Source organism: Bacillus cereus (assembly GCF_002577405.1).
Classification (GTDB): domain Bacteria; phylum Bacillota; class Bacilli; order Bacillales; family Bacillaceae_G; genus Bacillus_A; species Bacillus_A cereus_AU.
The window spans coordinates 1-7,609 of the sequence record NZ_NULR01000030.1 but is presented as its reverse complement, the minus strand read 5'-3'; the positions used below and the strand labels follow the sequence as shown (position 1 = coordinate 7,609).

Sequence of the window (7,609 nt, the reverse complement as noted above, 5' to 3'; positions counted from 1 at the left end):
TAGGGTTGACGTCAACCCTAATTTCGTTTTTTTCTTTGGATTTTTCCAGATCCGGGTCACCATATCATTTTAAGAAAATTGTACGCTAAGGGATTCATAAAGGTTGTTAAGACTTAATAAACGTTTATAAATGTTTTGTAACAGGTTTATAAACTTTACAAACCCTAATTTTATAAGGATTAAAGTTATGTCCTTAAAGGTATACCTTTACAAACCACAGTCACTTTTCCCATTAGTGAAAGTAATATTCCAGTTGATATCTTAGAAAACATCGAATTTCCAGTGCCAAATAGTCCCTATTTAGCCGAAAAGTTGTCTTAGCGTACACCAAACATCTTTATTTGTGTCCAAATTGTGTCTAAACGTACAATTTTCTTTTTTTGATATGGTGACCCCTAAAAACCTGTTATAGGAAAAAAAGAGTGTTGGTCAATCAAAACGGACCTAGCGAAGCAAAGGGAGTATTTGACTTGACCAACTGTACTACACCCGAACCCTCTTGGCACTGAACAAACTACAGTTTGTTCCTGCCAACCGGCGAGGGAGCCCCTCAAGGATTGAGGGGTTGGGGAGTTCGATTGAGGGGGTCTGGGGAAGAATTCCCCAGTGGGTTTGGGCAAAGCCCAAGGTTTGTTTTTGCCATGCTGGGCATGGTTCGGGGGAGCCGACAAGCGTCGCAGACCCCTATCGATTTTGATGCGTTAGTGTCAAAATGAGTATAGGGTTACTTCAATTGACTCCATTTCGTCGCTTTGCTAGACTTATGGTATCAATTAATCTAGGGAAAGTGGTGGCATTTTATGTTGGGTTCTATCTCATTTAATCAATCACATCAAAGTTCATTAAGCCATAATAACAGAGAAAATATTCATGGGAATCCTGGCATCGATCCATCAAGGTTAGACGAGAATATTTATTTTGTTCAAAAGGACATCCGAAGTGTATACAAGGATGTCTTTCAAGAAGCGGTCGATAAGTATAACGAGAAACAAAAACGGAATGACCGTAAGATTGATGACTACTATGACAAAATACATAAAGACGATAAGACACATGAGCAACGAGAATTGGTTGTAGCGATCGGAGAAGGCAAAGACGACCCAAAGTATAGGGAAGCCAAAAAGGAAGCACTGAAGCGCTATGCTGGGGTGTTTCAAGAGCGAAATCCAAATCTAGTAGTTTATAACATGGTTTTACATGATGATGAAGCCAATCCGCATTTACATATTAATTATGTACCGAATTTTGAAAGTAGTCGAGGATTAAAGAGGCGTGTCGGAATGGATAGAGCTTTGCAACAACAAGGTGTAGAAGGAACGGGAAGAAAGTTAATTGCACATTGGAGAGAATTAGAAACGGCCTATATTGAGCAATTGGCTAAAGAGCACATTCCGAATTTTGAACGTGCTAATGTAGGTTCTCATAAGTACATGAAAGTCCGTCAATACAAGGAATATGCAGAAGCGAAGTCAACTATTGAAAATCAAGTACAAGAAAAAGAAACGCATTTACAAACGATTGACTATCATTTAAAAAATGTTGAAGAGAAAACAAACGAATTACAAGTAGCGAAAACGAGTTTGGAAAGTGATGTTGTTGATACGTATAAAGAATTAGAGATAGTAAAACAACAAGTAGAGAGTGAAAGTGAAAAGTTGCAGCTAATTAACGAGTGTCATGTAGAGTTAGAAAAAAGAGTAAATCAAATGCAAAAAGAATTAGATAGTGCTACGGATCAAGTGCCAAATGAATCTATTAAAATTCCATTTTTACGTAAAGAAGTAATAATAGAAGTACAGGATAAGATGTTTGGAAAAGCTGAAATTACGAAGAAACAGACAAGAAATTATGTGTTATCACCAGAACAATATCAAGAATTAACAAAACAAGTGAATGCAGCAGTTACTATCAAAAAGGATTATGAGCGTTTGAAAAAGACAGATTTTGTGAAAGAGAATGAGAGTCTAAAAGTGCATGCAGAGGGGTGGATGAAAGAAAATCGAACATTGAAACAAGAAAAAAGTCAGTTGCAAAAAGAAGTAGGTACATTAAATATTGAAATAAGCTCATTAAAAGCTCATATAAAGGATTTGCAGATTAATATAAGGGTTTTGTATCAGCAAACTAAAAAAACCTTTAAAGATAAATTTCAGACGTTTAGAGAGCTTATTAAAAATGAACTAGCTAATAAAGGTGTAAATAATCAATTTGAGCGTGAACATAAAAGAGAAATGGCTAGTAGACAACGAGGATTTGATAGGGATCGTTAGAAGATATTATGAGGAATTAAGTAAAATTTTGGGGAAACTTTGTTTGACAATATCTTGAGGGTATATGTGTGATAAAATAAAAAACGAGCCATGCTGGAACATGGCTCGTTTCAAAGGGTATTCAATGAAAATACCTAAAATTTAAATGTCTGGTTATAGATTATCATAATTTGATTCATAATCAAATAGCAAAAAATAGGTATTTTTGTTGATTCCCTCAATTAGAGGAGGAATCGACAAAATGAAAGATGAAAATGAACAAGCTTTAGGACAAGCTTTAAATCAAGCTAATAGAAATGCTAGAAAAAGAGATTTCGAGAAGGATGGAAAACAAAGAGATCAGGCTGAAGAACTTAAAAAATCTCTTTTACAACAGTTAAAAGAATTAACTGGAGAAGACCATTATGTTGGAACTAATAAAGATCCATTTGCTGGAGAACCTTTTAATCAAGTAATGCATAGAAATTTAGATTTATTGAATAGTATTGGTTATTTAACTCAAGCTGAAGAAAGTTTTTTATTTAGAATTCAAGCTTATTTGGAATTTAGAAGTAATGTCATTATTTGTAGAGATGATAAATTTAAAAAGAAACGAAAGAGCGTTGAAGACGATTTTGAGTTACCAAGAGCGGCAACTGTTTCTGAAATTGCTGAAATGATAGGAAAATCAAGGCAAAAAACATCAGCTGTTATGAATTCATTAAAGAAAAAAGAAATTTTACTTAATCCAGAAGGTGCTGGGCAAATTATTGAAAATGGTCGCACTGTAAGTCCTAGAACATGGATAGTAAATCCTTACATAATGATTTGTGCCCCCCGAAAAAATGAAGTGAAACTTGATAAGTTAACGATGAGATTGTTTCAATATTCTTTGAAAAATCTTCAAGATCAAAATGGTAAAAAAGTAAAATTACCAGCTAGATTTTTTTAGACTGTATCAATTTGATACAGTCTTTTTTTATGTACTTTATCCATTATTTAGGTGTCACGAAAAGGTGACAAAAAACAAAAAAGTGTCACCTTTTCGTGACACCCTAAAAAGTGCATTAAACCCAGTTATATCAAGGGATTTATATGCTTTTTGTAAATGCTCTCTATTATCACTATTATTAAAGAGCTAAAAGTTCCGCAAGGAACAGGTAGTATTTTTGAGTAAAAAACGCTCAAAAATCTCCACCTTCAGAATAAAAAAGTCGGTTCGTTAATCCTCACCTAAAGACTAACGTCTTTACTTTTTTTTCTGTCCTTGCAAAACTTTTTTCGGCTGGTTTTTAGCTTTCGCCAAGCCGAACAAACCAAAAACGGGGTTAAGTTTCTCGACTTGGATCAGCAATTGTACCCGCCGAACCGCCAGTTCTATCGTTCTAAGCAATAAGCTTATTCTATATTCAGTTACGTTAAGTTCCTGGGGGCTAGCCCCCAAACCCCCAGCCAGCACTCACACCCAAAAACAAGGGGTTACTATTTGTTTTTATGATATAATTTACATATATAGGAAAGGCGGGAGATTATGAAAAAACGTTCATTAACAGGGAAAATATTGGGTTTTTTTGGAGTTATTTTATTTGTTTGGGGACTGATTATGCTTAATGTGATTACAGATGTTATACGGTTTGAAAACATAAATAAAGTATTATCATTTAGTGTTCTTATTGCTGGAATAGTTTGTTGCATTGCATCTAACTTTTTCAAAGATTTTAAAGGATCTTCTAACAAAATATAAAACCCGTATAAAATTGGTATAAGGGGTCTCGTCAGCATTTCGAAAAAATACGCTAAGCAAAAAATATAATAAGCTGTCCATATGGACAGCTTATTTACATAAAATTCGAAAGCGGAAGTTACTTTTTAGATTGTAATTTAAAAGTTTCTGTTTTATCGTTCCAACTCATAGTAATCTTTATTACATCATCTTTATTAGTTATGGTACAACCTTCACAAATTATTTTAGTTTTAATAGAGTTTTGATCTAGTGAAACATTTCCGTCCCCTTCTCCACTACTATCAGCTTCATATTTATATTTAACATTACCTTTAATTTCTGAAGGATCCCCTTTATAAATTAGAGTAAGTTCACTTGCTTCATTATTTTCATCATATGTATAGCCTTGGTACGTACCCATCCAATTTTCACTCTCACCTTTAAGGGTAAACCACTTATCATTAGAACAAGCTCCTAATATAAGGATTATTAAAACAAACAGGAATTTTATTTGTCTCATCGAATCCTCCTACGTATCTTATTTACATTCCCTTATATTCCCATTTTACTGTATTAAATTTATAGTGAGTACTAAAAAATTAATGAATATTAAATACATATATGGTTGACATAACGCATTATTATCGGTAGCAAGGAAAACGCACAAACCTTTGATGTAATTGGGGTTGTGCGTTTTCTCTTTTTATCGTGTTATGCATGATTTTATACATTGTGGAGATACTAAGTTTTTTCAGGTTTACGAATATCCTGTATTAGTACAAAAATTTGTATAAAATCTTGTATAAAAAAGATAGTTGATTTACTGTGTTCTACTCCGGCCAATTTTAAAATCAAAGGGAATTCTCTTAAATTCTCGAATAATCATTGAAGAGCGGGTGAACGAGCGCCCACAAGAAAATTTATGATATTCTAAAGAGTGAGGTGATAGCTTGAAAGAATATGAATATGTCTTGTTAAACAAAGAAATGAGTGAACGATTAAATATCGGGGTAAGTACTTTAAGAAAGTGGGCTGCCGCACTAGAAAAGAACGGATATTACTGGGAGAAAAATGATGATGGTACTCGCTATTATACTCACTATGATCAAGATACACTTATACTGTTTAAAAGTTTAGTACAAGAGCAAAAATTCAACTTAGAACAAGCTGCAAAAGTTATTATATCTAAGCGTGAAGGAAACCGCTCTTCATCAAGAACGGGGGACGCTCTCCAAGAAATACAACAAGAATTTAAAAGCGAAACCCACTCTTCTAGCCGTTCTCTAACTCCTGTGACAAATGAATCTATACAAAGTTTAATAGATTATATAAAAGAGCAAGACAAACTTAATAGACACCTATTAGAAAAAATTGAAGAGATGGAGAAGGAACGAAAAAGTGATAGAGAAATTCTAGAACGTATGGAACATCAACTTACTCGACAAGAAAACCGAGTAAATGAAAGAGATAAAATGTTGATGGAAAATATACGAAGTATTCAACAGCTTGCAATTACAAAACAAAAAAATTCTTTTTGGAATCGTTTATTTAATAAATAAACAAAAAGGCTCACTTCTATATAACAAGGAGTGAGTTTTTTTGTTTGCTACCGATAATGATGCGTTATGTTAACTAAATTTGTATAGTTTATACATTGGACTGTAAAAAGTTAATCCTTTTTTACTACCTAAGGATATGATGAAGTGTTCCGTTTCTTTTACTTAATTTATTCTTCCAAACACCTAGGTAGCCTTAAGTGTTTTTTTATACAAGCTAAACAAGTAAGTGTCTTGAACGCTTGTCTAACTACCGCATACAATAACTAGATAACTCTTCATTCTTCGAAAAAAGACTGACTGTAAAAATCAGTCTTTTTTTACAAAGCAACACTTTTATTATTTAAAAAATACAATTCTCTTAGTTTCATCTTAAGTAATTCGGTTGCTATCTTAAAATGACTCTTCTAAAAAAATTAAATAGTACAAGCACCTTTTTATTTTTTTCATATTCTATATTGAAAAAATAATATGAAAGGGTGGTTAAATGCCTCCAAAACCTCCAAAACCAAATGATAAAGAAGTTCAAGTGAATAGTCGTGCGAATGATGTAGCTAATTTTCCAAACATCATTCAAAGTGAGACAAGCCTAGCCCATTTTAAAGATTTCATTCTCTATGGGTTTAATGATCTCAATGGCACAAACAGTGTTTCAGGATTTTCCTTTTCTGCCGATTTAGGTAAACACTGGAGACAAACGGGTACGATTCCGGTAAATCCAGGAGGATTCAATGATGGTGATCCAGTAATCGCAGCAGATAGAAATGGTATATTCTATTATGGTCAATTAAGTAGGGAAGTCGTTAATGGTGTATTTCAAAGCGTAATTAGTGTTTCAACAGGAACTGTCAATCCAAACAAAACAATTACCATGCGTCCCCCTCAAGTTGTTGGTCGTGGACAAAACCCTAGTGCTAACAGAGGAACTCAAGATAAAGAGTGGATTACAGTAGGACCTGATAGAAATAGACCAGGACAAGAGGCGCTTTATATTGTATGGACTGATTTTACAACTGCAGGTGGTAACGCTAGAATTCGTTTCTCCAAGTATACAACCGGTGTCCAGTTAAATCCTTTGATTACCGATAGGGATATCATCATTCCTCCAAATGCCAATACATTTAATCGAGGGGCTAACGTGGTAGTAGACAAGCAGGGGAATATTTATGTGTTTTATGAACAAATAACTAACTTTCTTACATTGGGGCAGCCCAATAGAACGATCCGAATGAGCAGATCAACTGACGGGGGAAATACTTTTCCACTGAACGTAGCAGTTTCCCCACCTTTCGCTGCAGCAGCAAACCAAGTTGTACTATGTGACCAACAGCGTCCAGTAATTGCTGTAAATGCTCAAAATAATATCAGGAATAATGAATTTCCTCAAGCTTCTATTGGTCCTGACGGTACCATTTATGTTGTATGGAATGCTGGTACAGTTATCAATGGGCAGACTTTCATCAATGTCTTTCTGGCATTCAGCAGAAATCAAGGGACAACTTGGTCCCCGCCATTGAATGTCACACAGGACCATTTCTCCTTTGCATTTTTCCCTTCAGTAGCTGCCAACGCTAAAGGAGCGCATATTCAGTATAATCGCTTTAATGATCCAGCAGGGGTTGGTGGAATCGGCAACGGAACATTCGGAATATTTAAGAAAACGTTCTCTCTCGCTAAGAGCTTAAGTCCAGAATCAGTAGTCAGTAATCCATCTTCACCTGTATTCACTGTAAGCTGTTATATGGGTGACTATAACCAAGTAGTCACAGGTCCTAGAGATTCTCTACTCCATTCTTGGGGTGATAATCGGAATACGTTGAATGGTCAACCTAATCCAGATGTATTCTTTAGAAAAACCGAATCAAAGCCATAACCTAGTAAATTCCTCTAATAAATCTCTTTCTAGTAATTCCTCAAATCACTCCTAACTCTTTAATCTTGTCAAATTCAAATCATTGAATAAAACTAATCATCCTGCTTTTTAAGGTGGGAAATTCTTAACGTTGTAAATGTGCATTTTCGTAACTGTCCCCCTAAAATGAGAAGTGGCGAGAGGTGAAATCTAAAAAATAGGGTTGACG

Annotated in this window: 6 protein-coding genes; 5 read left to right on the top strand and 1 reads right to left on the bottom strand. The window is 34.6% G+C overall.

Features of this window, described 5'->3' with window-relative positions:
- The first annotated feature begins 800 nt into the window (after positions 1-800).
- From COC96_RS25805 to COC96_RS25790, 3 genes are all read left to right on the top strand, one after another.
- On the top strand, positions 801-2,270 hold the full coding sequence (locus tag COC96_RS25805; protein WP_098769659.1) for a plasmid recombination protein: 1,470 nt from the start codon (positions 801-803) through the stop codon (positions 2,268-2,270).
- A 241-nt stretch (positions 2,271-2,511) separates the two neighbouring features.
- The gene (locus COC96_RS25800) at positions 2,512-3,201 is read left to right on the top strand and encodes a Rep protein (RefSeq protein ID WP_098769657.1); all 690 of its coding nucleotides are present in this window, start codon (positions 2,512-2,514) and stop codon (positions 3,199-3,201) included.
- A gap of 579 nt (positions 3,202-3,780) precedes the next feature.
- Positions 3,781-3,993 carry a hypothetical protein gene (locus COC96_RS25790; RefSeq protein ID WP_098769653.1) on the top strand — a complete coding sequence of 71 codons (213 nt, stop codon included), beginning with the start codon at positions 3,781-3,783 and terminating at the stop codon, positions 3,991-3,993.
- Positions 3,994-4,111: 118 nt separating this feature from the next.
- Here COC96_RS25790 and COC96_RS25785 read toward each other — a convergent pair whose 3' ends face one another.
- Positions 4,112-4,492 carry a hypothetical protein gene (locus COC96_RS25785; protein WP_098769651.1) on the bottom strand — a complete coding sequence of 127 codons (381 nt, stop codon included), beginning with the start codon at positions 4,490-4,492 and terminating at the stop codon, positions 4,112-4,114.
- Positions 4,493-4,922: 430 nt separating this feature from the next.
- On the opposite strand from COC96_RS25785, the gene COC96_RS25780 reads away from it, so the two are divergent.
- Entirely contained in the window at positions 4,923-5,531 is a 609-nt protein-coding gene (locus COC96_RS25780) for a MerR family transcriptional regulator (protein ID WP_098769649.1), read from the top strand.
- Positions 5,532-6,015: 484 nt separating this feature from the next.
- Complete coding sequence (locus tag COC96_RS25775; RefSeq protein ID WP_098769647.1) at positions 6,016-7,401, top strand: sialidase family protein; 1,386 nt, start codon at positions 6,016-6,018, stop codon at positions 7,399-7,401.
- The last annotated feature ends 208 nt before the right edge of the window (positions 7,402-7,609 follow it).